This is a genomic window from Aerococcus sp. Group 1 (assembly GCF_000193205.1).
GTDB lineage: Bacteria > Bacillota > Bacilli > Lactobacillales > Aerococcaceae > Aerococcus > Aerococcus urinae_A.
Map to the genome: position 1 here is coordinate 716976 of NC_015278.1, position 26052 is coordinate 743027.

The 26052-nt window shown below is 40.9% G+C and carries 24 protein-coding genes and 2 pseudogenes; 22 read left to right on the top strand and 4 right to left on the bottom strand.

All coding sequences use genetic code 11. The features are described from left to right. The first annotated feature begins 52 nt into the window (after positions 1-52). From HMPREF9243_RS03365 to deoC, 12 genes and pseudogenes are all read left to right on the top strand, one after another. A complete protein-coding gene (locus tag HMPREF9243_RS03365) occupies positions 53-595 on the top strand; it encodes a folate family ECF transporter S component (RefSeq protein ID WP_013669624.1) in 543 nt (180 codons plus the stop codon). Positions 596-736: 141 nt separating this feature from the next. Continuing rightward, positions 737-1741 (top strand): LacI family DNA-binding transcriptional regulator, encoded by a 1005-nt coding sequence (locus tag HMPREF9243_RS03370; protein ID WP_013669278.1) that lies wholly within the window; start codon positions 737-739, stop codon positions 1739-1741. 128 nt (positions 1742-1869) lie between these two features. After that, on the top strand, positions 1870-2817 hold the full coding sequence (locus HMPREF9243_RS10235) for a PTS mannose/fructose/sorbose transporter subunit IIAB (RefSeq protein WP_013669451.1): 948 nt from the start codon (positions 1870-1872) through the stop codon (positions 2815-2817). Between the two features lie 12 nt (positions 2818-2829). Next, entirely contained in the window at positions 2830-3642 is an 813-nt protein-coding gene (locus HMPREF9243_RS03380) for a PTS sugar transporter subunit IIC (protein ID WP_013669823.1), read from the top strand. Between the two features lie 15 nt (positions 3643-3657). After that, a pseudogene (locus HMPREF9243_RS03385) lies at positions 3658-4481 on the top strand (PTS system mannose/fructose/sorbose family transporter subunit IID). A 134-nt stretch (positions 4482-4615) separates the two neighbouring features. After that, positions 4616-5571 (top strand): annotated as a pseudogene (locus HMPREF9243_RS10935) (alpha-amylase family glycosyl hydrolase); the annotation flags it as partial. 45 nt (positions 5572-5616) lie between these two features. After that, positions 5617-5826, top strand: a complete 210-nt coding sequence (locus HMPREF9243_RS10940) for a hypothetical protein (protein ID WP_315861769.1) — start codon at positions 5617-5619, stop codon at positions 5824-5826. Continuing rightward, complete coding sequence (locus tag HMPREF9243_RS10945) at positions 5823-6179, top strand: DUF3459 domain-containing protein (RefSeq protein ID WP_315861761.1); 357 nt, start codon at positions 5823-5825, stop codon at positions 6177-6179. The genes HMPREF9243_RS10940 and HMPREF9243_RS10945 overlap by 4 nt, the downstream gene beginning before the upstream one ends. A gap of 176 nt (positions 6180-6355) precedes the next feature. Beyond that, positions 6356-8095 carry an ABC transporter ATP-binding protein gene (locus HMPREF9243_RS03395; protein WP_013669132.1) on the top strand — a complete coding sequence of 580 codons (1740 nt, stop codon included), beginning with the start codon at positions 6356-6358 and terminating at the stop codon, positions 8093-8095. Next, positions 8096-9832 (top strand): ABC transporter ATP-binding protein, encoded by a 1737-nt coding sequence (locus HMPREF9243_RS03400; protein ID WP_013669841.1) that lies wholly within the window; start codon positions 8096-8098, stop codon positions 9830-9832. Between the two features lie 78 nt (positions 9833-9910). Further along, positions 9911-10609 carry a DUF3800 domain-containing protein gene (locus tag HMPREF9243_RS03405; protein WP_013668674.1) on the top strand — a complete coding sequence of 233 codons (699 nt, stop codon included), beginning with the start codon at positions 9911-9913 and terminating at the stop codon, positions 10607-10609. 34 nt (positions 10610-10643) lie between these two features. Then, on the top strand, positions 10644-11321 hold the full coding sequence (gene deoC, locus HMPREF9243_RS03410) for a deoxyribose-phosphate aldolase (protein ID WP_013669666.1): 678 nt from the start codon (positions 10644-10646) through the stop codon (positions 11319-11321). 83 nt (positions 11322-11404) lie between these two features. Here deoC and HMPREF9243_RS03415 read toward each other — a convergent pair whose 3' ends face one another. Together HMPREF9243_RS03415 and HMPREF9243_RS03420 are read right to left on the bottom strand one after the other, a co-directional pair. Next, on the bottom strand, positions 11405-12505 hold the full coding sequence (locus HMPREF9243_RS03415; RefSeq protein WP_041705938.1) for an anti-sigma factor domain-containing protein: 1101 nt from the start codon (positions 12503-12505) through the stop codon (positions 11405-11407). A 4-nt stretch (positions 12506-12509) separates the two neighbouring features. After that, positions 12510-13139 (bottom strand): sigma factor, encoded by a 630-nt coding sequence (locus tag HMPREF9243_RS03420; RefSeq protein ID WP_013668656.1) that lies wholly within the window; start codon positions 13137-13139, stop codon positions 12510-12512. 356 nt (positions 13140-13495) lie between these two features. Between HMPREF9243_RS03420 and HMPREF9243_RS10600 the strand changes: the two genes are divergently transcribed. The 3 genes from HMPREF9243_RS10600 (at position 13496) to HMPREF9243_RS03440 (ending at position 15864) form a co-directional block, all read left to right on the top strand. Continuing rightward, positions 13496-14386: a PepSY domain-containing protein gene (locus HMPREF9243_RS10600; protein WP_013669300.1), complete on the top strand. Its 891-nt coding sequence runs from the start codon at positions 13496-13498 to the stop codon at positions 14384-14386. An 80-nt stretch (positions 14387-14466) separates the two neighbouring features. Next, positions 14467-14877, top strand: a complete 411-nt coding sequence (locus HMPREF9243_RS09800; RefSeq protein WP_013669824.1) for a CAP domain-containing protein — start codon at positions 14467-14469, stop codon at positions 14875-14877. 84 nt (positions 14878-14961) lie between these two features. Further along, positions 14962-15864: a LysM peptidoglycan-binding domain-containing protein gene (locus HMPREF9243_RS03440; RefSeq protein WP_013669056.1), complete on the top strand. Its 903-nt coding sequence runs from the start codon at positions 14962-14964 to the stop codon at positions 15862-15864. 48 nt (positions 15865-15912) lie between these two features. On the opposite strand, the gene HMPREF9243_RS09805 is transcribed toward HMPREF9243_RS03440, so the two are convergent. Next, the gene (locus HMPREF9243_RS09805; protein WP_013669190.1) at positions 15913-16443 is read right to left on the bottom strand and encodes a TetR/AcrR family transcriptional regulator; all 531 of its coding nucleotides are present in this window, start codon (positions 16441-16443) and stop codon (positions 15913-15915) included. 258 nt (positions 16444-16701) lie between these two features. Continuing rightward, positions 16702-18216, bottom strand: a complete 1515-nt coding sequence (locus tag HMPREF9243_RS03450) for an FAD-binding protein (protein WP_013669934.1) — start codon at positions 18214-18216, stop codon at positions 16702-16704. A 210-nt stretch (positions 18217-18426) separates the two neighbouring features. Here HMPREF9243_RS03450 and HMPREF9243_RS03455 point away from each other — a divergent pair, with 210 nt between their 5' ends. The 7 genes from HMPREF9243_RS03455 (at position 18427) to nrdI (ending at position 26013) form a co-directional block, all read left to right on the top strand. Then, positions 18427-19143 carry a tyrosine-protein phosphatase gene (locus HMPREF9243_RS03455; RefSeq protein WP_081456613.1) on the top strand — a complete coding sequence of 239 codons (717 nt, stop codon included), beginning with the start codon at positions 18427-18429 and terminating at the stop codon, positions 19141-19143. A 206-nt stretch (positions 19144-19349) separates the two neighbouring features. Further along, on the top strand, positions 19350-20222 hold the full coding sequence (locus HMPREF9243_RS03460; RefSeq protein ID WP_013669093.1) for a MurR/RpiR family transcriptional regulator: 873 nt from the start codon (positions 19350-19352) through the stop codon (positions 20220-20222). Further along, entirely contained in the window at positions 20219-20911 is a 693-nt protein-coding gene (locus HMPREF9243_RS03465) for an N-acetylmannosamine-6-phosphate 2-epimerase (protein WP_013668713.1), read from the top strand. The genes HMPREF9243_RS03460 and HMPREF9243_RS03465 overlap by 4 nt, the downstream gene beginning before the upstream one ends. Before the next feature lie 15 nt (positions 20912-20926). Beyond that, positions 20927-22906, top strand: a complete 1980-nt coding sequence (locus HMPREF9243_RS03470; protein ID WP_013669669.1) for a PTS transporter subunit IIABC — start codon at positions 20927-20929, stop codon at positions 22904-22906. A gap of 71 nt (positions 22907-22977) precedes the next feature. Further along, positions 22978-24123, top strand: a complete 1146-nt coding sequence (gene nagA / locus HMPREF9243_RS03475; protein WP_196793337.1) for an N-acetylglucosamine-6-phosphate deacetylase — start codon at positions 22978-22980, stop codon at positions 24121-24123. 448 nt (positions 24124-24571) lie between these two features. Continuing rightward, on the top strand, positions 24572-25585 hold the full coding sequence (nrdF, locus tag HMPREF9243_RS03480; protein ID WP_013669290.1) for a class 1b ribonucleoside-diphosphate reductase subunit beta: 1014 nt from the start codon (positions 24572-24574) through the stop codon (positions 25583-25585). Beyond that, positions 25585-26013: a class Ib ribonucleoside-diphosphate reductase assembly flavoprotein NrdI gene (nrdI, locus tag HMPREF9243_RS03485; RefSeq protein ID WP_013669846.1), complete on the top strand. Its 429-nt coding sequence runs from the start codon at positions 25585-25587 to the stop codon at positions 26011-26013. The genes nrdF and nrdI overlap by 1 nt, the downstream gene beginning before the upstream one ends. Positions 26014-26052 lie beyond the last annotated feature (39 nt).

Genomic DNA, 26052 nt, shown 5'->3' on the forward strand with positions numbered 1-26052 from the left:
TGTAATGTCCCTTTTTGGGCCTCTCCAATGTATATTAGGAGGGTTTTTTATTATGTTTAGAAAATGGTTACCTTTAGATGTCGCCTCATCACGGGTGATTACGGGTATGGGTTTATTGATGGCTTTAAACCTCTTACTCAACCAATTCCGTTTAGTTCTAGGACCAACCCTAGAAATCAGTTTTGCCTTTATACCATTAGCTATTATGGGTGCTTTTTACGGACCTATCTATGCAGGAATTGGCGCTGGTTTATGTGATGTGATTGGTTTTGTTCTGAGTCCAAGTGGCTTTTTCTTTCCTGGCTTTACCTTCAATGCGGTCTTAGCCGGTGTGATTTATGGCTTTGTCCTATTCCGTCAAGGCTATAACTTGAAACGAATTCTCATCGCTAAAGTATTAACTACGGTGTTGATTTCATTATTCTTAACGCCTTTATGGCTCAATATGATGTACCAGTCCGGTTTATTTGCCTGGGCTAGAATCATTCGTACAGCGGTACTATTTCCAGTAGATTTATTTCTTCTGATTATTATTTTCAAGATGATCGAAAGAAGTCGGGCCGTCAAGAACATGCGCAGCCAAAGTGCTCATTAATAATTAAATTTGAAAAACTTTTAATAGTTAAAGGCGGGTCATTGAACCCGCCTTTTTATTAGGTATTTTGATATATTATTGCTGGATAGTCTGTATAATATAAATGAATAAGTTAAAGTTACAAGAGAGTAGGCGATTAATATGGCAACCATGAATGATGTAGCCAAGTTAGCAGGAGTTTCAAGAGGAACCGTTTCAAATTATATAAATGGTGTCAAGGTGAAAGAAGCTTCTCAAATAAAAATACAAGAAGCAATTGATCAATTAAATTATGTTCCTAATAACAATGCTCGAGCACTCAAGTTAAATCGGACAAATATGATAGCCTTCATCCTTCCAAATACCTTATCACCATTTTTTTCAGAATTAACTTACTATATTCAACAAGAAATTGAGTCTCATGGCTTTAAAATGCTTTTATGTAATTCAAACAATGAAATTGCTAAAGAGATTGACTATATAAAAATGGTCAAAGAACAAAAAGCAGCTGGAATTATCACCATTTCTTACAGTAAACTTCCTTTAGCACTTATTGAACATATTCCTATGGTATCGATAGAAAAACAAATTAGTCCAGAAGTTCCTTGTGTCACATCGGATAATTATCAGGGTGGCTACCTAGCTGTTGAAGAACTTGCAAAGCGGGGTGTACAATCTCTACTGATTGTTACTCGAACTACTGAAAATTCGCGTATTAACTATGGACAAAGAGCTAATGGAGCTGCTCATGCATGTCTTGATAAAGGAATTGATTATGAGATTTTTAGCTCAAACAAACATGAAAAAGAATTCCTTAAAGAGTTACTCATCTATACTAAGAAAACTTTCGGAAAAGATTATAAGTATGATGGTGTTTTTACAGTGTCTGATAATTATGCTGATTATATGAATAATCTTTTTCAAGAATTATCGATTAATGTACCTAGTGATATTCAAATTGTTGGATTTGATGGGTCAAAAATGTATCAAAATCAGACAAGAGTAATATCTTCAATTAGACAGCCAGTGGTTGATATTGCTAAAGAGTCGGTAGATATTATGATGGATGTAGTTAAAAATTCCCAATACGATAATAGACCTACAAACTTAGTAACTCTTCCAGTAAAATTTGTAGAAGGAAAAACTACACAAAATCTTGACAAGTGAAATATAAAGCGCTATCATTTGTTAATGAAATGGAACGTTCCAAATATTATTATAATTATTATTATTAATTTTGGGAACGTTCTTAATATTAATTTAAAATTGGAACGTTCCAAAAAGGAGGAGTATATATGAGAAAGATAGTCATAGCATCGCACGGAAAATTAGCTGCTGGGATGAAGAGTACTTTAGATTTATTTATTCCTAAGGAGACTAATATTACCTATATGTCAGCTTATGTTGATGATATTCCTTCGATAGAAGACCAGATCGAAGGCTTTATAGAAAATATTCAAAAGAATGATGAAATTATTGTCTTTACTGATTTGTATGGTGGTAGTGTTAATCAAAAATTTTTAGAAATATCTCAGGATTTTGAAAATTTTTATATTGTAGCAGGCTTTAATGTGCCAGTAATTATTGAACTCATTTATTCGACTGAAAAGATGACTTTTCAAACTATCAATAAGATCATTGAGAAGTCACGTTCTGCAATGTGTTTAGCTAATGCGAATGATTTTTCAGACAATAGTCTTGTGGAGTCAACTGAAGTTAATAGACAAGGTGAACAGTCGATAGAAAAAGATAATTTCTCGAATAAATCCATTGTATTAAGAGTTGATGAACGATTGATTCATGGTCAAATTGCCATGGTTTGGTCTCGCGAATTATCTCTCCATGGAATTATTGTTGCTAATGATGAAGCAGCTACAAACGAAACCCAACAAATGGCGCTGAAAATGGCAGTTCCAGATGGCATTAGAGTTCTCATTCGATCCGTTGAAGGTGTGGTAAAGGTTTTAAAAGATAAACGTGCTAATACTAAAAATTTATTAGTGATTGTACGAACAGTTCAAGATGCCTTAAGACTCGTGCAAAGTGTTGATAATATCGACTACGTCAATATAGGTAATGTTGGTAAGTCTGTAGAAGGAAAAAAGACAACTCTGACTCAATTCGTCATGCTAACTGATCCAGAGATGGTAGCTTTGAGTACTTTAGTTAAGGTTCATCCAAATACTTGTCTACAAAACCTGCCTTCTGATGAAAAGATTAAAGCTGAAAAATATTTGAAATAGAGGAGTGAAAACATGTTACTACAAGCTTTTATTGTTGCTTTTGTGGTGTTTATAACCGTTGGTGGACAAGAATTACTCGGCTTCACTATGCTCGGGCGACCAATTGTCATCGGACCATTACTAGGTCTTTTATTAGGTGACTTGCAAACTGGGCTATTAATTGGAGCGTCTCTAGAAACAATTTTTATGGGAGTTGTTAATATTGGTGGAGCTAGCTCTGCTGAACCGGGGCTTGCAACAGCTCTAGCCACCGCTTTTGCTATTAATATGGGAGCTGGTGTTGATATTGTTTTACCAATAGCTATTCCCTTAGGAATTATTGGATTACAAATAAAAACTTTAATTTACGTGGGTATTGTGGGACCATTTGCAACAAAATTTGATCAATTAGCTGAACAAGGAAATGCTAAAAAAATAGCCGTACTTCATTATGGCCTTTGGTTTCTACAATGGTTTATATATGCATTAATTCCTTTCTTTGCAATTCTTTACGGTGCTGAGCTTACTCAACATGCACTAGAACAAATTCCAGATGTAATCGTTCATGGCTTAAGCATTGCAGGAAACCTCCTTCCTGCTGTTGGTATGGCAATGCTATTAAAGATTTTATGGGATAAACATCTGTTTATTTATTTTTTATTGGGATTTGTATTGATTTCATATTTCAAGATTCCTTTAATCACTGTGGCGGTTATTGCAGCAATCATCGCTGTTATCGTTTCGTATAATGATATGAAACTTAAACGGATGAATGATAAAAATCAAGCAACATCTCCAGTAAATGTGAACACAACAGATAAAGAACTTGACCAATTCTTTAATTAGTTAGGAGGAATAAAAATGGAAAACACAAAACAAATAGCTTCATTAGATAATAAATTATTAAGGCAATTGTATTGGCGGTCATTCTCATTATATGCGGCTGTCACTCCTGCTAAACAAGGGGCTTCAGGTTTCTCTTATGCTATGCAACCTTTCTTAGACACTTTTTACAAAGATGATGAGGAAAGAAAAAAGCAATGGTTCGTCATATGGCTTACTTCAATACTAACTTGGCTATGTATCCTTTTATTTTAGGGGTTACGGCTTCAATGGAAAGAGAAAATGCAGAAAAAGATGATTTTAATGAAGATTCTATAAATGCCATTAAAACTAGCTTGATGGGCCCTTTAGCTGGAATTGGAGATTCCTTATTTTGGGGTGTATTAAGAACTATTGCAGCAGGTATTGCTGTTAGTTTAGCTCTGGCTGGAAATATATTTGCTCCAATTGTATTCTTGTTAATTTTTAATGTTCCAGTACAATTGGTGAGATGGTATGGCGGAAAATATGGTTACACCCTAGGTTCATCACTTATTTCTAAACTCTATGAAAATGGTTTGATCAGTATTCTCACCAAAGCGGCTACAACTATGGGATTAATGATGGTTGGGGCAATGACAAGTCAAATGGTTAAATTAGAAATTACCTGGGACATGACTATGAATGGAGAAACCATTCTAAAAACACAGGAAATGTTAGATCAAATCTTTGTTGGCATATTACCCTTATCAATTACCTTAATTTGCTTTTATTTGTTGAAAGTTAAAAATAAATCAGTTAACTTAATTATTTTTGGAATTATCCTGCTAGGTATATTGTTGTCAGTTTTAGGCATTGCCTAAGAAGGGGAGGTAAAGAATTGACTAATAAAAATTACGAATGGTGGAAAAATGCGGTCATTTATGAAATTTACCCTAAGAGTTTTAATGATAGCAATAATGATGGGATAGGTGATCTAAAAGGGATTAAAGAAAAATTGCCTTACCTGGCTGATTTAGGGGTTGATGCCATCTGGTTAGGTCCGGTCTATTTATCTCCACATGTTGACAATGGTTATGATGTAAGCGATTATTACCAAATTGATCCCAAATACGGTTCAAATGAGGATATGTATGACTTGATTGATTCCGCCCATCAATTTGACATTAAAATTATAATGGACTTTGTTGCCAATCACACGTCAGACCAGGCCTATTGGTTTAAAGAAAGCTGTAAATCTCGCAATAATAAGTACAGTGACTTTTATATATGGCAGGACGGAGGCGCTAACCAAAGTTTGCCTAATAATTGGGGCTCAAATTTTGGCGGGTCTGCTTGGACTTGGAATGAGAACAGGCAACAGTATTACTTGCACTACTATGCTAAGGAGATGCCTGATTTAAACTGGGAAAACAATGAAGTTAGACAGGCTGTATACAAAGCTATGCAATTTTGGATTGATAGAGGAGTTGATGGTTGGCGTTTAGATGTAATTACATCAATATCTAAAGATTGGTCATTTCCTAATAATCCAGTTGATTATTCAACTTCAAATCAACAAAATGGGCCACGTATGCATGAATTTCTGCATGAGTTGAATCGAAAAGTTTTAGCACCTAACAAAATGGTGAGTGTGGGAGAGGCCCCCGCGGCAAAGGCCAGTGATGCTGCACAATTAGTAGATCCTAAACGTCAAGAATTAGATATGGTATTCACCTTCCAACATATGCATATTGATCGTTTAAAAGGAAATATTAATGGCCGGTGGGCTCTCAAAGAACCTGATTATATTGAATTTAAAAAATTATTTGTAATTGGCAGGACGCTCTGAGAGGTCGAGGCTGGAATGCTTTATACTTTAATAATCATGATCGGGCTAGGATAGTTTCTCGATGGGGAAATGATGACAAGTACCGCTATGAATCGGCAACTGCCTTTGCTACCATTTTACATGGATTACAAGGAACTCCCTTTGTATATCAAGGTGAAGAGATAGGCATGACTAATGCAGATTTTAGTCTAGAGGATTTTGTGGATATAGAACTCAAAGGAAATTATGACTATTTTGTCAAAGAGCTTAAGAGTATCTCTGAAGCAGATTTCTTAAAAGCTGCTCGTAAAGTAAGTCGTGATCATGCTAGAACACCTATGCAATGGAATGATAAAAAAATGCTGGTTTTTCAGAAGCTGACCCATGGATTAAGGTGAATCCTGATTATAAGCAAATTAATGTAGAGATTGATCAAAATTCAAAAAAATCAGTATTCGAATACTATAAGAAATTAATTACTTTAAGGCATGAAGAAGCAATATTACGTGATGGTGAATTTAATATGGCTATGATGGAAGATCCTTACATAATAATTTATGAAAGAAAATTAGGCGATCAACGTTGGATAGTGGCCGCCAATTTATCCGAAGAAAAAAGAGCAATCGATAGCCATTTATTTAATTCTGATTCATTTGATTATGTTATCCATAACTATGACCATCATTCTCTAGGTTATGAGTTGCAACCTTATGAAAGTTTTATCATTTCTGAATATATAGATATGGATTAATATGAATATTTTTAATGCTTAATTTCAAAGCAAATAAAATTCTCATCTATATTATCTATTAATAAATCCCTTTAAAAGGCGAGTTAATAAGACTCGCTTTTTGTTTAGACAAAAATTTGCCCAGCTTCTTGCATTGGAGTACCATAGTGAGAAGAAAAAGAAATAGGAGTCTATTTATGCGAGTTAAAGATGTGATATTAGAAAATAAGGGAAAAGAGATATTAGCTTTTTCAGCCAAGCTGATTGAAGCGGTTCTGGAGTTAATGGTTCCCTATGTTATGGCTGATTTGATTAATAAGGGGATTAATCCAGGAAATACGACCTATATTTGGCAGCGAGGCTTGCTTTTAGTGCTTTTGCCATTCTTAGGTTATTGTTTTGCCTTAGTTTGTCAGTGGTACGCCTCAGTGACTATGCAGACGGTGGGAACCCGGTTAAGGTCAGCACTTTTTAGTCAGGTCAACCGTTTGACCCTTAGCCAACTCAATCAGGTGGGGGCGGACTCCCTTGTTACCCGGGTAACTAACGATACCAATAATATTCAAGAAGCAGTGGCCAGGGCCCTACGCCTAGCCTCGCGTTCACCAGTGATTGTCATCGGTTCCATAATTATGGCTTATCTGATTAGCCCCCAACTGTCTCCTATTTTTATTATTGCTGGCCTTATTTTGGGCCTAGCTTTTACAGGAATTACTCTCAATTCAAACCGTCGCTATCAAGGCATCCAGCATGGTTTAGACCGTTTGAGCCAAGTGGTTCGTGAAAACCTCAATGGGATCCGGGTCATCCGGGCCTTCGTGAATCAAAAAAAGGAGATTCAACGTTTCCAAGCAGAAAATGACCACTTAGTTGACCAACAAATTCGGGTCGGACAAGTTCAAGCCCTGGCAACACCGATTTCCTTATCAGTGGTTAACATTGCTATTGGCTTGATCCTTTATTTTGGGGGTCGCTTAGTGAACAATGCCTACCTAATGCAAGGTGAGATTATCGCTTTAACTTCCTATATGACCAGTATCTTCTTAGCCTTGAGTGTTTTAGTGCGCCTATTAGTGGTCTTAAGTCGGGGCTTTGCCTCAGCCCGCCGGATTGATGACTTTTTAGCCTTGCCGGTAGCAGGCGAAGAGCAGTCTGCCTTGGAGAAAAACAGACAAAACGACCTGACACAATCCACAGGGTCTTTAGAAATCACTTTTGACCAGGTGAATTTTTCTTACAGTGACCGGCCCCTCTTAAGCGACCTCAGCTTTCAAATTCATGCAGGCGAATTTATCGGTATTATCGGAGGTACTGCAGCGGGCAAAACTAGCTTGGTTAATTTGATCTTAGCCTTCAACCAAAAACAAAGCGGAGATATCCTTATTAATGGTCAAGCCATTGAAAGTCTCTCCCTAAAAGGCTTACGCCAAGCCATTGCCCTAGTTCCTCAAAAGGCAGTCCTCTTCAAGGGGAGCTTGCGAGATAACTTGAAGATGGACCAATCAGCTATTTCTGATGCTGATTTGTGGCAGGCTTTGCAAGATGCCCAAGCGGCTGACTTTATCAAGCAGGCCCAGGGGCTAGGTACCCCGGTTGACCAAGGCGGAATGAATTTTTCCGGAGGTCAACGGCAAAGGTTAACTATTGCCCGGGCTCTGGCCCAACCCAGCCGGGCGATTATTTTAGATGATGCGGTGTCGGCCTTAGACTTTGCGACTGAAGGGCGCTTGCGGCAAGTGCTTTTGGAAAAAGAACAGACCCTCATCATGGTTTCCCAACGGATTTCGTCGATTCTACATGCCGATAAAATATTAGTCTTAGACCATGGAAAATTAGTCGGCTTTGCTAGCCATGAAGAACTCTTAGCGACTTGCCCAACTTACCAAAAAATATACGCTAGCCAATACCCAGATAGCCAAGAAAAGGGGGAAGCCTAGATGCCAGTTGAAACCAGTAAACGCTTAATCCAATATATTAAAGCCTTCCCTGGCTATTTTGTGGGTATCCTAGTGGCTTCGACCCTGGCCGTGCTTTTCCAAATTCTGATACCAATCCAAATTGGCCGGGCGGTGAATTTATTAGTTGCGGCCGGGGCGGTTGATTTTTCTGCTTTAGGGTGGGCGATTGCAGTCTTAATTGTCTTGGCTCTCTTAGCAGCCTTGGCTAGCTACTTACAGAATGATTTAGCCAGCCGCTTATCCTATCGAATCTCTCACCAATTAAGACAAGAAGTCTTCCTAAAAATTCAAAGCCTGCCCTTGGCCTATCTAGACCAGCATGCTTACGGGGATATTGTCAGTCGGGCCATTAACGATGTCGACTACCTTAGCAATGGACTCTTACAAAGCTTCACCTCCTTATTTTCTGGGCTAGCAACCATCCTTGGAATTGTTATCATGATGTTGTCTCTCAATGCAAAAATCGGCCTGATCGTGATTATTTTAACCCCGATCTCGGTTATTGTGTCTTCCTTGATTGCTAACCGTACCTACCGTTATTTCCAAGAGCAAGTCGCCTTGCGTGGAGAATTGGGCGCCTATATGGATGAAATGGCTAATAACCAGTACTTGGTTAAGAGCTTCACCTATGAAGAGCGGAGTCAGGAACGCTTTGATGCTATTAACCAACGCTTGCATGAGAGTGGGGTAATTTCTCAATTTTACGGGGCCTTGATTAATCCTACTGCCCGGCTGTTAAATGCCATGGTTTATGCAGCAGTGGGTCTTTACGGGGCCTTTGCGGTGGTCAATGGTCAGCTAAGTGTGGGGCTTTATTCCTCATTCCTTACCTATGCCAACCAATATACCCAACCCTTTAATGAAATTTCAGCGGTCATTAACGAAATGCAAACGGCTCTGGCGGCGGCACAACGAATTTTTGATTTCCTAAACCAAGCTGATGCTGAGTCTGAAGGAGATCAAGTGGTTCTCGACCACTGCCAGGGTCAAGTGACCATTCAAGACCTTTATTTTTCTTACGACCCTAAGCGACCTTTGATTGAAGACTTTACTTGTCATGTCAAAGCGGGGGATACTGTGGCCATTGTGGGACCAACTGGAGCCGGCAAAACCACCTTAATCAACTTGTTGATGCGCTTCTATGAACCCGATGCTGGCCAGATTCTAATTGATGGCGTTGATACCCAGGACATGTCTAGGGACCAGGTTCGCCAATTGTTTGGTATGGTTCTCCAAGATGCCTGGATCTTCCAAGGAACGGTAGCTGAAAATATCGCTTATGGTAAAGCAAAGGCCAGCCAAGAAGAGATTATCCAAGCAGCCCAGGCGGCGAGTTTACACCGCTTAATTGAACAGATGCCCGAGGGTTATGGCACCATGCTAGAAGAAGGCGGCGCCAATATTTCCACGGGGCAAAAGCAGCTAATTTGTATTGCCCGAATCCTCCTGACTGATCCTGATATGTTAATTCTCGATGAAGCGACCAGTTCGATCGATACCGTAACGGAACAAGCTGTCCAAGCGGCCTTCGATAAACTGATGCAAGGGCGGACCAGCTTTGTGGTTGCCCACCGGCTGTCAACTATTCAAGAAGCCGATACCATTTTAGTTCTTGACCAAGGCCAGGTGGTGGAACAAGGTCGCCATCAAGAATTACTGGCAAAACACGGATTTTATTACAACTTATACAACAGTCAATTTGACCGTCAGGCTTAAGCTGGTCTGACTTTGGCTTATTGAATCGCCGTGTTACACTGGACCTAGATAGAAGGCTTAAGTGAAGGAGGAAAGACTGTGCAACTTTTTGTGGACGAATCTGGAATGATTACTACCGACAATAAGAAAAATTCGCGTTACTTTGTCATGGCCTTTGCCGAGACAGCAGACCAGAAACAGGTTCGTAGTGTTTTTCGCCAGGTTAAGAAGGAATACCTGGACCAGCATCCAGACAGCAATTTAGATATCCATCAGGAAATTAAGGGCTCAATGATGCCTAATGCCATGAAGGCGGCGGTATTTGATGCTTTGACTAAAGAAACTGATCTGACCTTCCATTATTTAGTCATTGATAACTTTCAACTCTATGATAATTTGCTACGGATTCCAGCTTTAACTTTTAACTATTTTGTTGGTTTAGCGGTAGGGGCCATAGTTCATTCCCACCAAGACCGCCAAGAAAAGCTTTACTTGACCATTGATAACCGCAACCAGGCCATCCAATCATTGAATTCCTTAGAAGAATACCTGCAGATTAAATTCACTATCGAAAAGAGACGGCTAGCGGATGTCCAGGTGGAATATCAGGATTCCAAGGAACGGGATATGATCCAAGTGGCGGATATTTTTGCCAATACGGTTTTTCGGATTGCCCGTAATGAAGCCAATGGGGAAGTTGACCAAGTGAGTTTAGAACTCTTGGACCATTGTCGAATTGGGGGACAGCGCTTCTTTCCCCTGGGTAAAAATAATCTCGACTTTATGAGTGAAGATTAAGCTGTCAAGGATTGAATGCGAAAGGAAGGAAAGTATGAAGACCTTAGATGATTATGCACAAATGATTGACCACACCAATTTGCATGCGGATGCCAGTAGTCAGGCAATCCAGGAACTCTGCCAGCAGGCTATCGACTATCACTTTCGTATGGTAGCTATTAATCCCCTCCAGGTGGAAACCTGCCGTAAGTATTTAAAAGATAGGGATGTTCATATCGGCGCAGCTATCGCTTTTCCTTTAGGTCAACTAACGGTTGAAGCCAAGCGCTTGGAAGCTCAAATAGCCATTGAAGCCGGGGCTGATGAGATTGACTATGTGGTGAATTTGACAGCAGTCAAGGACAAAGATTGGGAACTGGTTAAGTCAGAAATGCAGATCATGGCAAATCTCTGCCGTGATCATGAAGTGATTTCCAAGGTTATTTTTGAAAATTGTTATTTAAGTGATGACGAGATTAGACATCTGGCTCAAATCGCTAGAGAAGTAAAGATTGATTTTATTAAGACCTCAACCGGGTTTGGCCCCTCAGGAGCCAAGCTGGCTGACGTCCGCCTGATGAAAAAAGTTGTTGGTGACCAAGTCAAGGTCAAAGCAGCCGGCGGGATCCGCACGGCTGAAGATTTCTTAGCCATGGTCGAGGCAGGAGCTGAGCGCATTGGAACTAGTGCTGGAGTCGAAATTATTCAAGCCTTAAAGGCAAAGATGAATTAACAAACTAATAAAGCCCTTACGGCTAGGAAAATCTTCCTAACGGTAAGGGCTTTGTTTTTATTTATAAGATGATATCAGTCGGATTAGAGACTAATCATCATCCCAATCATCGTCGTCCCAGTCATCATCCCAATCATCGTCATCACCACTTGGATAATAAAGCGGTGGGCTTTGGGGTTGACTTGGCTGCGGAGCGGGCTGAGCTGGCGCAGGCTGGCTTGGCTGGGGTGCAGGGCGACTTGGCGCTTGACGAGGTGTAGCATTTTCTGGTGCGGTTTGCGGTTGATTTCCGGCTGGCGCACTTTGATCTTGCTGGTTGTTTTGCTGATTTTGTGCTTTTGAGTCATTGGAAGACTGCTGACTTTCGTTTTTTCTTCTTTTTTATCGTCTTCCTTATCCTCTTTCTCTTTGTCCTTCTCATCTTCCTGCTCTTGATTATTTATCGAACGGAAACTGCCGTGGCCACTTAGGCGGCTAGCTTTTTCCTGGTCAGATAAGTCATCGTTTTGGTCTTTATTCCAAATGTCAAGCTGGTATTGGTCAACCAAGTAAGAAGTATAGGACCTACCTGCTTCCTTAGCAGCGCGGAATTCACTGCTTTCCCCTCTTAGGAAAATCAGGTCGCCGGAATAGCCACTATCTTGGAAGTATTTGCTGATGGCTTCTTCAATCTTGCGCATACTTACTTCGTCCGTTTTAGTCATGGCGACTAGGATATTTTCATTTTCAGGATACTTGATACTTCCTAATAGGTCATCGAGGACTTCACTTAGCCCTTTGCCCTTGAGCTCACTGTCTGAATGAGGTTGGGCATTGGCGTCATAGACTCCGGTGACTTGCTGGTCGCGATTGGTAGTGACTTGCACACTTGGATTTTGTCCAACAGCTAGGGCATTTTCCCGTTGCAGCCATTGGCTAGCCCAAGTTCCTGTTCCAATGAGGAGAAGGGCCATTGCTGCTAGGGCGAGCGCCTTCCACCAGGGCTTAGCAGATCCTTTCCTTTTTGACCGCATGGGGACGACCTTGTCTGTAGCTGCTGACTGGAAGAGATCTTCTTCGGTAACATAAATTCTTGCACCAACATGCATGCCAGCTTTGTTCTTGATCCGGATGACCTGACCAGACCGGCTCATGGCAAGACTATAATCTTCTTTCACTTCAATAATAACGACTTCTTGGTACATGTCCTCACCCCCTAATCCAAGCAATTAAGTGTTGGTATTCTTTAAAGAAAATAATTATGACTGAAATGATAAAGGTTTTACTTCCTTTAATTATTTTTTCAGTTACCGAGAACATCCGGCTCATTTTGCGAATGGGGAGTCGTTTCTTAGTAAAGAGGTGGTCGGTAATGGACCTTTTCTTACTGGAAGCCTCAGAAATAGCAATGGCCCGTTCTCTGGTATCCTGGTGTTTAGGAGCTTCGTCGGCTAATTTCTCCAAAGTGATGGAAAAGTTCGCCAAGTCTTCCTTCCAGGATTCGATTTCTGCCTTCATATCAAAATTACTTTGAGCCCTATCATCTTTTGGATCAAAGCCTTGTTCATGGAGGTCATTGAGTGACTCATCCGCTTCTTGTTGGTTTTCTTGCTTTAAATGGGTTAGTACCCGACTTTTTATAACCAATTTACAAAAGGCGAGAAAGTGACCCCGGTCTTCATCATAGCGGTCAACGGCTTCGTCAAAGGCTAAGAGGGCTACAGAGAAGGCATCGTCATTGCCCACTTCGACATAGCGACCGGTCACTTCCGAAACAGTATTAATAATAAAACCGAAATGCTCCTTGATCAGGGCATCCCGCTGGTCTTTATCTACCATAATTTTCTCTCCTTATTAGCCTCTCATCTAAGGAGGGCTGCTCTACTAAATAATACAAAGTGATTATGGATTTTAGGGCCTATTTTATTAAAAATTGACTAGTTACCCTAAAAATTCCTTTATGAAAAAATAAATCCACTTTAACTATAGCAAAAATGATTTGAAAAGTATGCTTTTAACCCTAAGCAAAGGCTAATTAGCCTGATTTTTAAAATTATGGTCCTTTTTTAAAAAATAAATTGAAAAAGGGCCCCAAAGATATTCTCACTCTTGTATTAAGTAGTGATAGCTGCAAAGGAATAAAAATCAGCTAATCATTATTACAAAAATAGAGAAGTGAGAAAGGAAGAATTATAATGGAATTTAATAAGAAATTATTATTAGGATTGAGTGCAGTAGGACTTGGGGTTTTTGGCCTAAGTGACCAAGTTCAGGCCGATGAATATGATGACTACGATGATATTTATGAAGACTATGATTACGACGATTATGACGATTACGATGATTACGATGACTATGACGACGACTGGGACGATGATGACGATATTTACTATCTTTCACCAAGTCAGAATGTTGCTCCAGCTCCTGCTGCCTATCAGGAAAGCAAGGTGGTAAATACCCAATACCAAGTAGAAATTGATGATGACCATACGGATGATTATGATGAGGTTCACCAGCAAACTCCTCAAGTCCAAGCCCTTAGTGATTCAGACGCTTTAGAAGCTTCCTTAGTACATAGTGGCTTAGCTCAAGCAGAAATTAAGGATTTAGAAATTGAAGCTGATGATGAAGACGGTCGCTTGGTTTATGAGGTTGAATTTGAATATGGCGATAAGGAATATGAATACTTGATAGATGGCTTGAATGCAGCAGTCTTAGACTATGAACATGACTACGATGATGACAGTGATGACGATTATGATGATATTGACGATGACCAGGATGAAGCACAAGAGTATGAGGATGATATTGACGATGACCTTAAACAAGGACTTGATAACAATTTAGAAGATCACTATGATGATGACCTTAATGACGACTTTGAGGATGACAATAGACAAGGTCAGGATGACGATTTAGCTGATGACCATGACGACTTAAATAATGACAAGGAGGACACCAATCAAGCCCACGATAAGAAGGCCCAAGACCAAGGTCAGATCACGCCTCAACCTACAGGAAATCCCCAAAGTGAAGAAAAACCAGTCAAGACCAAGAAAGTAAGCAAAGTCAAGCGGACCCAGTAGCTAATGACCAGGCAAGTAAGGATCAACCTCTTGCTGAGTCGTCCTCTAATAGTCAAGCAGGCTTAGACCAAGGCGCTAGCATGGAAGAAGCAGTCGTAGCTCATTTCCATGACCTCGTCAATGCTGAACGGCAAAGCTTAGGCTTAAATAGCCTAACTTATGGCAGTGCCTACCAAGCCGCTTCTGATATCCGGACCAAAGAAATTATTGATAGCTTTTCCCATACTCGTCCCAACGGCCAGGCTTTTAACACCGCTAGCGGCTTTGGAGCTGCCGGAAATTATGTCGGTGAGAATATCCAACAAAGTTATGCCAAGCCAGGAACTAGTCCTCAAGCCATTGCCCAGGATTTATTTGATAATTGGAAGGCCAGTCCAGGTCATTATGAAAACATGATTGATCCTGGTTTTAATTCTCAATCCTTGGGGCTTGAATTTGTACAGGATGGAGACTATGTTCTGGTTTATTCCGCCCAAATTCTTGGTCAATAAAGTCTGGAAATAGCTTTTTTCAGTGAAAAATAAAGTTTTCTTATATAATAAGGTTTACCAGTAGCAAATGAAGGAGGCCTTATTATGACCCCAGCCAATAAAAAGAAGACCAGTAAAAATAAGGGAAGAGTAAGAAGAGAAAAAACACATGCTGAAAAAGTGGCAAAAGTCCAAGATCGGGCTATGGAGGCCATGTTAAAAACGCCCTTTGAGGAGAAGACAGTGGCTGAAATTCAACATGAAATGAAGCGTCAACAGCGTTATGGGCTCCAGGTCTATGTGAGTCAGTGGGGCGATACCCTGTCTCAAGTGGCTCAGGCGGCCCATAAGGATGTCCTGCAGCTCATTGAGGAAAATGACCTGGCCTATGATGACCGTTTAAATACTGGAACAGTTTTGAAGAACTTATGGCCAGTGGCTTCAGCAATTGACGAGAATCCAAGAGAAGCAGAAAAAACTTCCACCCCAGAAACTTGCCCAGCAGACAAGCCAGCTTCAGCTCCCCCCGTCCGCTTACTCGATCAGGGAGTTCAAGCTAAACAAGCTGTCCCAGGAGGAAGTGAGTTTGACGACCAGGACGACCGATGTCTAGCAGCCAATAAGGCACAAGAAAGCGAGGAAGTTATGACTGATAAGTCATTTTTAGATTTAGTTAACCGAGAACGCAGCCACTTCGGTCTGGTGAATTTAAAGAAATTAGACCGCGATCATTCTTTCTTGATCCGGGCCTTCAGTGACCAATCCCTAATTTATAGCTACCAAGCAGGAGACGGAAGTCTGGTGACTGAACTAGCTCTTCGTCTCAATCAGCTGGATAAGCCGCTTAAGGAAGAGGAAGTCTACCAGTTATTTTTTCGTCAGCCGCTTTTTTACCAGCAAATTCACCAAGGCCTTTATCGTTATCATGCCTTTGAAGTGATTTATGATGAAGTCAATATGACTAGCCAAGTATTCTACGCCATGCTAACAGCGAGCAAGACCGACTAGGAAAAAATATTTAATAAGCAGCGATTCATCATCGTGATGAGTCGCTGCTTATTTTTCGCTTGCCTTGAGAAAATCAGGCATAGATGCTTCAAATAAGTCAGCTATTTCCTTGGCGTCTAGGCCTTTTTGAGTATTCAACCGGTATTGCCAGACACTAGCGCCACCCCGAGACCAAATAGCCAAGGAAAAGCGTTCCTTTGAATTACAGGGCCGTTGAACATTTTTTTGATAGCGGTCCAGCCAGTAGTCATAAAAGATATCTGAGACAAAATCAAAAAAGGAATTTTGGCCGCGTTCATTTAACATGACCTGCATAAAGGTAGCGTCTTCTTGCCCCATGAAAACCGAGAGACCGTAGAAAATATGCCAGGGAGAATCCTTACTGGTATCTTGAAAGACCTCTTCCGCTTTTTGCCGGTAGTACCAATTGGCTAAGGCAAACTTATCTTCAAAGTGACGGTAGAAAGTGGCCCGGGAAATATGAGCCGCTTGGGCAATTTCAACGACAGTGATTTTCTCAAATGGCTTGCTCTTTAATAATTTTTCTAAAGCTAAAAAGATAATAATTTTTGTATTCATTTAATTTATCCCCTTGCGACAAGAAAGGTGAAATATCTCATAATGAGATATTAGTAACTTTGTGATTATTTTCATTTAGTCTATTTTAACATAGGATTAGGCTGTAAATAAAAGAAGCGCTTACATTACAAACAATAAAAAAGACCTCCGTCTAGTCTAGGCGGAGGTCTTTTGAATAGATAAGTCTATCGAACTTTTTTTATGCTGAAAATCTAGAATTCAGCAAATGTTGTAAAAATATTGCCTTAGCAAAACATATTAGTCTTGTTGAGCAGCGTGTTTTCCAGCAAGTCTTCCGAAGGTTTGAGCACGACTGGCAGCTAGTCCTGGTAATCTTTCACTATAGGATCCGCAGAAGAATCCACCAGAGTCATTACCTGCTGCATAGAGGCCAAGGATTGGATCGTAATTTTTATCAATAACCTGCATATTGGTGTTAATCCTTAAACCATCTAAGGTGCAAAGATTTCTACCAGCTAAATAAACGCCATAGTATGGTCCTTGTTTTACAGGGTGAAGTCTCATTTTTTCCTTGCCAAAATCTTCATCGACGCCTTTTTCGCAGCATTCATTATAACGTTCAACGGTTTGGATCAGCTTATCTTTTGGCATTTGTAGTTTTTCAGCAAGTTCTTCTAAGCTATCTGCAACTTGAACAAATCCTTTATCGATATACTTTTCAGTGTTTTCGATTAAGGATTCTTTGCTCAGCATATATCCTGGGAATCCAATACGGGCACAGCCCACCATATGATTTTCTAAAGCGTCATCTCCATAATTAGCGTCAAAGATCATTGCATAGGCATAGTCCGGTTCGTAGGCTGCAGCATTCAAGATATACTCATAAGGAGAGGATTCGTTAGCAAATCGTTCCCCGTTTTTGTTTACCTTTAAGAAGGGTTGACTGCCTAGCCAGAGCCAATCTCCGAATTCTTCTGACTCTTTATAGACCTCAGTTGCATCTTCTCCAGGCTTATACATGCCTCTATCAAAGACCAGTTGGGCAGGTTCTTCATCCTTCCATCCACCAACTTTTATAGCTTCGACAATACCATCACCATTGGCCCTAGGGGAATCATTGGTAACATTTTTCTTAAGAGAGAGGGGATTCCATTTTTCCAAGAGTTCAGTATTAGCAGAATATCCTCCCGTACACAGGATGGTTCCTTTTTTAGCATTGATTTTGAGGTAAATCTCATTTTCAAGGTCGTAAGCGATGATTCCAGTAACTTTTCCGTCTTCTTTATTGATAGATTTCATAGCTAACTTGAAATGAATATCAACACCGAGGTCTTTTAATTTTTCGATGAAAAATGGAGTATAGGGAGATAGTTTTCCCTTGTTATTATCAAGCTCTGGATCATTTTGAGTTGGCCAAGCTTGGTAGCGTAAATTTCTATTAAAAGCATCAGGTTCTGACCGCCAGCTCAGTCCATTGGGCTTTAAGACTTGCTCTTCTGTCCAGTCTACAGTTTCAGCAGAGTGGTTGGCCCAGGTATAAATGAGTTTTTGATCCACTCGACCTTGAGCAAAAGCAGTCATGTAATTGACTAAATCATGTTTGTCAATATAATTACCAGCTCTTTTTTGCGATTTGGAACCAACAGCCGCAACAGATAAGCGTAACATATTCTCATTTTCTTCTTTTTCAATCAGAATTGTTTTGCTACCAGCTTCAGCTGCTGCAGCTGCTGCTTGCATACCTGCATTACCAGCTCCTACAACCAACACGTCACAATCTAACTCTTTAGCAATTTTCAAGTTAGCATCCATGTTAAATCCTCCCAATCTATTGGTATTTATCATTATATTGTCTACAAAACTTATGATAATATAAAGTAAAATAAGAAAAAGCTTCATAATTCTGAAAGTGTCTAATATTGAGACAAAAGCTGAATAATGTCGCATAGGGGCTGTGTAATACTTCAGCGGCATTTTTGTGCTATTCTAAAGGCAGAGAAATGACCTAGTCGAGAGGAAAGGGTGGGTATTTTGCGTTATCCCTTCAATGAAATTTGTAACTTTCGTGATATTGGTGGTTGTTACAAGGAATCTGGAGAAATCATCCCTCGGGGGAAATTTTTCCGGTCATCCATGCTTTTTGGTGTTGATGAGGCTGACCTTAATTGGCTAAAAGACTTAAATGTTCAAGCCATTATTGATCTGCGGGCCCCTAAGGAAGCTGAAAAACAGCCTAATCCCTATCGAAATCTTCTCAAGGCTTATCAAAATATTAACTTAAGTGGGGGCCAGGACGTCGGACGCTCAGCTCAATTAGCCAAAGAAAGTGATGATCCTTATTTTATGGCCATTCGCTATTTAGAATATTGTGATAATTACTCAGCTATTAAAGGGGTTTTTGACCAGTTATTGAGCAATAAGGCCAAGGGTTGGGGGACGGTCATCCATTGCAGTGCTGGGAAGGACCGGACTGGTGTGATTACTTATTTGATTTATAAGGCGGCTGGACTCCCCCTAGTGGATATCGTTGCCGATTACCAAGTCTCCTATGCCTATATCAAACATGATCCTAGGATTATTAAGGAAGGCCACATTCAAAATGTGAACCGATCTTATCCAGAAATTATGGAAAACTTTGACCGTGATTTTATGGCTAAATATACGTCCATTGAGAATTATTTCCGTCACTTAGGCTACCAAGACCAGGAAATCGAAGCCATAAAGAATTTGCTGTATTGATTAAGAAAATTTAAGTCAGTCTAACCCTTATTTAGTCCTTGCCATTTGGCAAGGGCCTTTTTTGTGACTAATTTTACTTTCAAGTGGGCAAGAAGATTATGTAAATCGTTGAAAGAAGAACCACTTTTTAAATTAAATATTGAAAATGCATTCACAAAAGTCTATGATTATAGGTGAAAGCGATTACAGCTGGAAAGGAGGGCAAAATGAAAAAGTTTACTGATAGCATTATTCCTTTAATTGAAGCATCTTATGAATCCTTATCCCCTGGGGAGAAAATCATTGGCGATTATTTTATCCAGGCTGATCCGGGCGAGAGGGATTTAGCGGTTGACCAACTGGGCAAGAAACTTCATGTTTCGGATTCCACCTTTACCCGCTTTGCGAAAAAATTAGGCTTCAAGGGCTATCGGGAATTTTTGTTTGAGTACCAGCAAATGCCTAGGCATCGGAAGATCGAGACTTCTAACAAACACACCATGCGGGTACTCTCGGACTACAATGCCATCATCAATAAAAGCTATAACCTACTTGATGAAAATGATATCCATGACCTGGTTACAGCCTTAATTAGACAAGACCAGATCTATATCTATGGTATCGGCAGTTCCGGACTGGCTGCCCGTGAGTTTAGTCAACGACTAATGCGACTAGGTTTTCCCTGCCAGGCCATTACTGACTACGACTTAATCCGAGTCCATAATGTGTTGGTTAATGCTAAATCATGTGTGCTTGCTTTCTCAGTTTCAGGTCATACAGAGGTCATTAACCAAGCCCTCCATGCGGCCAAGAAAAATCAGGCCTATACTGTTCTATTTACGGCCCATAGTAATGCCAATAAGAATCAGGAATTAGATAACCTGATAAAAATTGCCAGTGTCAAAAACCTTAATTTTGGTAATCGTATCTCTCCCCAACTGCCCCTGATTGTCATGTGTGACGTGATTTATGACTATTTGATGGAAGGAGACCGTTTCAAACGTCAAGCAAACTTCCAACAAAGTTTAAAGTCTTTAAATGTAAAGCCTGATCGCAATAATTTATATATTAATGAAAAAAAGGAGATTGATAGCAAATGAATAAAGCAGAATTTATCGACCAAGTCTCTGGCGGCTTAATTGTTTCCTGCCAAGCTTTACCAGGCGAACCGCTTTATACAAAAGAAGGCGGTATCATGCCCTTAATGGCTAAGGCCGCTCAGGAAGCTGGAGCGGTTGGCTTGCGGGCCAATTCAGTAAGAGATATTAAGCAAATCCAGGAAGTGGTTGACCTTCCTATCATTGGGATTATTAAGAAAGATTACCCACCTGAAGAACCCTTCATCACGGCTACTATGGATGAAATTGACCAACTGGTTGAAACGGGTTGTGAAGTGATCGCCCTGGATCTGACTGACCGCAAACGCCATGATGGGCTAACGGTCAATGAATTTATCCACCAAATTAAGGAGAAATATCCAAAGCAATTATTTATGGCCGATATTTCAACTTTTGAAGAAGGCCTTAATGCCCACCAAGAAGGGATTGACTTTGTCGGAACGACTTTGGCAGGTTATACCGACTATAGTGAAAATATTGATGGACCCAATTATGATTTGATTAGCCAATTGGTTGAAGCCGGTTGTGATGTGATTGCTGAAGGTAAGATTCACTATCCCAGTCAAGCTAAGAAGATTCAAGACCTGGGCGCTAAAGGCATTGTTGTTGGCGGAGCGATTACCCGACCTAAAGAAATTGCCCAACGCTTTATCCAAGCTTTGGATGAATAATAAGGAGGAACAGTCATGTTTGAAAAATTTTCTAAGTTAGGTCAGGCCTTTATGCTGCCGATCGCCATTCTTCCAGTGGCGGGGCTCTTATTGGGCCTGGGGAGCGCCTTATCTAATGATGCCGCTCTGGCTCAATTTCCCTTTTTAGCTAATGATTTTATTCAATCGGTCTTTACCGTGATGACCATGGCGGGGAATGCTGTCTTTGCTAACTTGCCGTTGATTTTTTCCATTGGGATTGCGGTGGGGCTGTCGGAAGCTGACCACGGGACGGCTGGTTTATCCGCTGGGGTGGCTTTCCTCGTCTATACAGCCACCATCAGTGCCTGGTTGCAACTCTTTTCCGCTCCTGATGCGACGATTGATACCGGGGTGCTGGGCGCCTTGTTAATTGGTTTAACTGTGACCTACTTACATAACCGCTTTCGTAAGATCGAACTCCCACAATTCTTAGGTTTCTTTGGGGGCAACCGTTTTATTCCCATTGTTTCAGCGATAGCAGCCATTTTTCTAGGATCGATCATTTATGTGATCTGGCCACCGATTCAAGAAGCCATGGTGGGCTTAGGTGAACAGATCGCAGCCATGGGAAGTATTGGTTCCTTCTTCTATGGCTTCTTCCTCCGTCTAACCGGTGCGGTGGGGCTCCACCATACCATTTATCCACTTTTCTGGTATACCTCATTGGGTGGGGTAGAGACGGTGGCTGGGCAAACTATTGAGGGCGCCCAAAATATTTACTTTGCCCAATTAGCTGACCCCAACTTTACTGGTCTTTATACTTATGGGACGCGCTTCTTTGCAGGGCGTTTCGCGACCATGATGTTTGGTTTACCAGCAGCAACCCTCGCTATGTATCATTCTATCCCTAAAGAAAATCGCCCAGCCAATGCAGGTTTTTATTTCTCGAGTGGGCTAACTTCTTTCTTAACCGGGATTACTGAACCGATTGAGTTTTCTTTTCTCTTTGCGGCTCCCTGGTTATATGTGATCCACGCCTTCCTTGATGGGGTGTCCTTCTATATTGCCGATATCCTCCAAATCCGGATCGGTAATACTTTTTCAGGAGGACTGATTGACTTCCTGCTCTTTGGTCCTTTCCAAGGCAACAGCCAAACCAACTGGATCCGGGTGATTCCAATAGGGATTATCTGGGCGATTCTTTACTATATCGTCTTTAGGTTCTGTATTAAGAAGTTCCATGTGACGATTCCTGGGATGGAAATGACCGCTGACCAGTCCAACAGTGGAAAAACGACTTCCAGTCATTCCTCAGGCTCTCTTCATGACAAGGCCCTTACCATTATTGAAGGCTTAGGTGGTCCAGAAAATATTGACCATGTGACCGCATGTGCTACCCGCTTACGGGTATCGGTTAAAGAAAATGGCAAGGTCAATAAAGACACCCTCAAAAGTTTAGGGGCTACCGGGGTGCTTGATGTCAAAAACGGTATCCAAGCCATTTACGGAGGCAAGTCGAATATTTATAGCGCTGAAATCAATGAAATTTTAGCTGATTCCAATTTTTCTCAAGCAACTGAAGCCATGAGTCTCTTTACACCAGTGGCAGGCACCCTTTATAATTTAAGTGAAGTGAATGACCCAGTCTTTAGCCAAGGAACGATGGGACAAGGATTAGCCATTCGCCCTGAAAGCGACCAAGTGATTTCTCCTGTCAATGGGGTTGTAACCAGCTTATTCGAAACGGGCCATGCTATTGGTTTAACCAGTGAAGAGGGCATTGAAATCCTCATTCATATTGGTTTAGATACCGTGGAATTAAAGGGGCAAGGCTTTACTCCAACTGTTAAACAAGGCGACAAGGTAACTATTGGTGATCATCTGATCAGTTTTGACCGCCAAGCCATTGAATCTGCCGGTTATGATGCTTCGGTAATTCTTGTGGTAACCAATACGAGAGACTATGATCAAATTGAAACAGTGGCTAGTGGGAAAGTCGGTCCTGGGGACGAGATTATCCGCTTGCATAAGTAGCTCACTTTTTGGGGATTGGTGTGAAGGATTAGGTTTCCATTTCAAAGGAAAAACATATTGAAAGGGTGTTAGTGATGAAATATATCAAGGCAAAGGCCATCTTATTAGCTGACCACAAGGAAGAGGAGGCCTATCTAATCGTTAATGATGATGGGACTTTTGGTCAGGTGGTTAAGGCGGTTCCCGACCAGGCAGAAGTGATTGATTATAGTGATAATATCCTAGCGCCTGGTTTAGTGGATACCCATATCCATGGCTTCCACGGTTACGATGTTATGGATAAAGACCCAGAAGGCATTGAGGCGATTTCTAAGGGGCTCTTGTCTTGTGGGGTGACCTCTTGGCTACCAACCACCTTAACCGATACCAGTGAGAACTTAACCACAGCCTGCCAAGTCGTGGCTCAAAGTAAAGACCAAGTCTCCGGTGCTAAAATTCGGGGAATATTCTTTGAAGGCCCCTTCTTCACCGAAGAACATAAGGGCGCCCAAAATGAGAACTATATGTCTGACCCTGATATAGAAAAAGTAAAAACCTGGCTTGAAGCTTCTCATGGACTCCTCAATAAATTAGCCTTGGCGCCAGAGAGGGAAGGCGTTGTAGACTTCATCCCCCAAGCTGAGGCCTTAGGAGTTCATATTTCTCTCGGACACTCGAATGCGACTTACGATCAAGCCAAAGCTGCTGTTGAAGCTGGTGCTCATTTAATTAACCATACCTATAACGGCATGAGTGGGCTCCACCACCGTGAACCCGGTTTAGTAGGAGCAGCACTGACTTTAGATAACTTATATACCGAATTAATTTGTGACGGTTTCCACGTTCAACCTGGTGCCATTAATGTTGTCTTAAAGGCTCGGAAGAAAAGCGAAGTGGTGCTAATTACAGACTGTATGCGGGCAGGCGGCATGCCAGAAGGCCCCTCAATGTTGGGTGAACTTCCGGTTATCGTTAAAGACGGGGCCGCTCGTTTAGTTAACGGCGGTAACTTAGCAGGTTCTATCCTTACCCTAGCTAAGGCTGTGGAGAATTTGGTGGCCTGGAATTTAGTTTCCTTAGAAGAAGCCGTCCAAATGGCTTCCTATAATCCTGCCAAGTCAGTAGGGATTGAAGACCAATGTGGCCAAATCAAAGCAGGGCTAGATGCGGACTTCATCGTCCTCAATAACCAAGGGCAATTAAAAGCCACTTATCTCAATGGAGAAAAAGTTTATTAATCATAGTGAATTAAAGGGGCTAGGGCGAAAGCTTTTAGCCTCTTTTTAATCGAATAAGATTTAGTGACGTGGACGCTCATTACACTCTTTTTCAAGCTAGGCTTATCGTTTATAGGTCTAGCTTTTTTGTGGTTAATATTTAAAAGATAAAGAAGCAATTGCTTGACCTTTGATCGCTTTTAACTAAGGTTCTATACAAAAATTGTATTGTTAATTGCTTTTTCATGAAAATAATTTACCCCCTTGACAAAATGATCTCCCGTGAAGATGCTTATCGAAATAGGCTTGGCTACTAGTGAAATTTTTCGCTTATGCTCTTGTATTTTTACATACACAATATAATGTGTATATTGACTTGCTAGCCACTATATCTTGTGCTAATTTATTCTATGCCAGATCGCATGCATGTAGTCCTGGAAAATTTTAACTGAAAAGTGGGATAGAAATCATGACAAAAAATTATTATGATCGGTCCGTGTCACCGGTAGAATATGCCTATTTTGATCAAAGCCAAAATATGAGAGCCATCAATTGGAACAAAATAGTCGATGAAAAAGATTTAGAAGTTTGGAATCGGGTTACCCAAAACTTCTGGTTGCCTGAAAATATACCCGTTTCTAATGACCTCCCGTCATGGAATGAGCTCGATGATGATTGGCAACAATTAATTACCCGAACCTTCACCGGACTCACCCTGTTAGACACTGTTCAATCCTCGATCGGGGATGTGGCTCAGATTAAGAATTCCCTCACTGAACAAGAACAAGTGATTTATGCCAATTTTGCCTTCATGGTTGGTGTTCACGCCCGTTCTTATGGAACCATTTTCTCTACCTTATGTACCAGTGAGCAAATTGAAGAAGCCCACGAATGGGTGGTAGATAATGAAGCTCTCCAAGCTCGGCCCAAGGCTCTAATCCCTTTTTACACCGCTGATGATCCCTTAAAATCTAAAATAGCTGCTGCCTTAATGCCAGGTTTCTTACTTTATGGGGGCTTCTATTTGCCATTTTATCTGTCAGCCCGGGGCAAATTGCCGAACACCTCAGATATTATCCGCCTCATATTACGGGATAAGGTGATTCATAATTTCTATAGTGGTTATAAATATCAATTAAAGGTTGCTAAATTAAGCCCGGAAAAACAAGCCGAAATGAAACAATTTGTTTTCGACCTATTAGATAAGATGATTGGCTTAGAAAAAACTTATTTACATCAACTCTATGACGGCTTTGGGTTAGCTGATGAAGCCATTCGCTTCTCCTTATACAATGCTGGTAAATTCCTACAAAACTTAGGCTATGAGTCACCATTTACCAAGGAAGAAACGCGGATTGCTCCAGAGGTCTTTGCGCAATTATCTGCACGTGCCGACGAAAATCATGACTTCTTCTCAGGAAGTGGGTCATCTTATATTATTGGAACAAGTGAAGAAACACTAGATGAGGACTGGGATTTCTAATGAAAGAATTAATTGTATATTTCTCAACACAATCAAATAACACCCACCGTTTCGTTCAAAAGTTGGACGCCGAATCCATCCGTATTCCTATTGATGAGGAAGAACGCATTAAGGTGGACCAAGATTATGTTTTAATCGTACCTACATATTCAGGCGGGAAAGTTACAGATGCCGGGCAGGTCGATGCCCATGGCGCTGTGCCTAAGCAGGTAATTCACTTCCTCAATGACCCTGATAATCGCAAACACTGTCTCGGGGTGATTTCATCTGGCAATACCAACTTTGGTGATTCCTTTGCCATTGCCGGGCCGGTGATCTCTTATAAATTAAAGGTTCCGCTCTTATATCAATTTGAACTGATCGGTACCAAAGAGGATGTTGAAGAAGTTAACCGCATCATTAGCGAAACCTTTAACGCTGACCAATAAGCAAGTGCAAGCCACGTCTTAGTGGCGATTATTGAAAGG

Excerpts from the sequence above, each read along its gene's own strand:
- HMPREF9243_RS03365 (WP_013669624.1), top strand. The coding sequence starts at position 53 with ATGTTTAGAAAATGGTTACCTTTAGATGTCGCCTCATCACGGGTGATT.
- HMPREF9243_RS03370 (WP_013669278.1), top strand. The coding sequence starts at position 737 with ATGGCAACCATGAATGATGTAGCCAAGTTAGCAGGAGTTTCAAGAGGA.
- HMPREF9243_RS10235 (WP_013669451.1), top strand. The coding sequence starts at position 1,870 with ATGAGAAAGATAGTCATAGCATCGCACGGAAAATTAGCTGCTGGGATG.
- HMPREF9243_RS03380 (WP_013669823.1), top strand. The coding sequence starts at position 2,830 with ATGTTACTACAAGCTTTTATTGTTGCTTTTGTGGTGTTTATAACCGTT.
- HMPREF9243_RS10940 (WP_315861769.1), top strand. The coding sequence starts at position 5,617 with ATGACTAATGCAGATTTTAGTCTAGAGGATTTTGTGGATATAGAACTC.
- HMPREF9243_RS03395 (WP_013669132.1), top strand. The coding sequence starts at position 6,356 with ATGCGAGTTAAAGATGTGATATTAGAAAATAAGGGAAAAGAGATATTA.
- HMPREF9243_RS03400 (WP_013669841.1), top strand. The coding sequence starts at position 8,096 with ATGCCAGTTGAAACCAGTAAACGCTTAATCCAATATATTAAAGCCTTC.
- deoC (WP_013669666.1), top strand. The coding sequence starts at position 10,644 with ATGAAGACCTTAGATGATTATGCACAAATGATTGACCACACCAATTTG.
- HMPREF9243_RS03415 (WP_041705938.1), bottom strand. The coding sequence starts at position 12,505 with ATGTACCAAGAAGTCGTTATTATTGAAGTGAAAGAAGATTATAGTCTT.
- HMPREF9243_RS03420 (WP_013668656.1), bottom strand. The coding sequence starts at position 13,139 with ATGGTAGATAAAGACCAGCGGGATGCCCTGATCAAGGAGCATTTCGGT.
- HMPREF9243_RS10600 (WP_013669300.1), top strand. The coding sequence starts at position 13,496 with ATGGAATTTAATAAGAAATTATTATTAGGATTGAGTGCAGTAGGACTT.
- HMPREF9243_RS09800 (WP_013669824.1), top strand. The coding sequence starts at position 14,467 with ATGGAAGAAGCAGTCGTAGCTCATTTCCATGACCTCGTCAATGCTGAA.
- HMPREF9243_RS03440 (WP_013669056.1), top strand. The coding sequence starts at position 14,962 with ATGACCCCAGCCAATAAAAAGAAGACCAGTAAAAATAAGGGAAGAGTA.
- HMPREF9243_RS09805 (WP_013669190.1), bottom strand. The coding sequence starts at position 16,443 with ATGAATACAAAAATTATTATCTTTTTAGCTTTAGAAAAATTATTAAAG.
- HMPREF9243_RS03450 (WP_013669934.1), bottom strand. The coding sequence starts at position 18,216 with ATGGATGCTAACTTGAAAATTGCTAAAGAGTTAGATTGTGACGTGTTG.
- HMPREF9243_RS03460 (WP_013669093.1), top strand. The coding sequence starts at position 19,350 with ATGAAAAAGTTTACTGATAGCATTATTCCTTTAATTGAAGCATCTTAT.
- HMPREF9243_RS03465 (WP_013668713.1), top strand. The coding sequence starts at position 20,219 with ATGAATAAAGCAGAATTTATCGACCAAGTCTCTGGCGGCTTAATTGTT.
- HMPREF9243_RS03470 (WP_013669669.1), top strand. The coding sequence starts at position 20,927 with ATGTTTGAAAAATTTTCTAAGTTAGGTCAGGCCTTTATGCTGCCGATC.
- nrdF (WP_013669290.1), top strand. The coding sequence starts at position 24,572 with ATGACAAAAAATTATTATGATCGGTCCGTGTCACCGGTAGAATATGCC.
- nrdI (WP_013669846.1), top strand. The coding sequence starts at position 25,585 with ATGAAAGAATTAATTGTATATTTCTCAACACAATCAAATAACACCCAC.